The sequence below is a fragment of the Psychromonas aquatilis genome (assembly GCF_038155185.1).
Lineage (GTDB): Bacteria > Pseudomonadota > Gammaproteobacteria > Enterobacterales > Psychromonadaceae > Psychromonas > Psychromonas aquatilis.
Window position 1 is genome coordinate 1 of the sequence record NZ_JBAKAZ010000271.1, and the last position, 229, is coordinate 229.

Genomic DNA, 229 nt, shown 5'->3' on the forward strand with positions numbered 1-229 from the left:
TGAGACTCAATACGACATCGGCTTTACCTGCTTTATGTTTACCTTGTAGCTTTTTCGCGTCAATGAACTTGCGCCTAGCATGCGCCCAACAACCTACGAGGGTAGCCTGCGTTTTACCATAAGCTTGATAGCCATCAACATGCAAGTAGCCTTTATAACCATTAAGGTAATCGACCACGCAAGTAGCCGCACGACTGTTATGGAAGTCGTAAAGTACGATATTAGGAAT

1 protein-coding gene is annotated in these 229 nt (G+C 44.5%); it reads right to left on the reverse strand.

Translation table 11 applies throughout. The annotated features are described in order from the left end of the window. On the reverse strand, window positions 1-229 hold a 229-nt coding region (locus V6256_RS15540), incomplete at both ends, for an IS66 family transposase (RefSeq protein WP_341599141.1).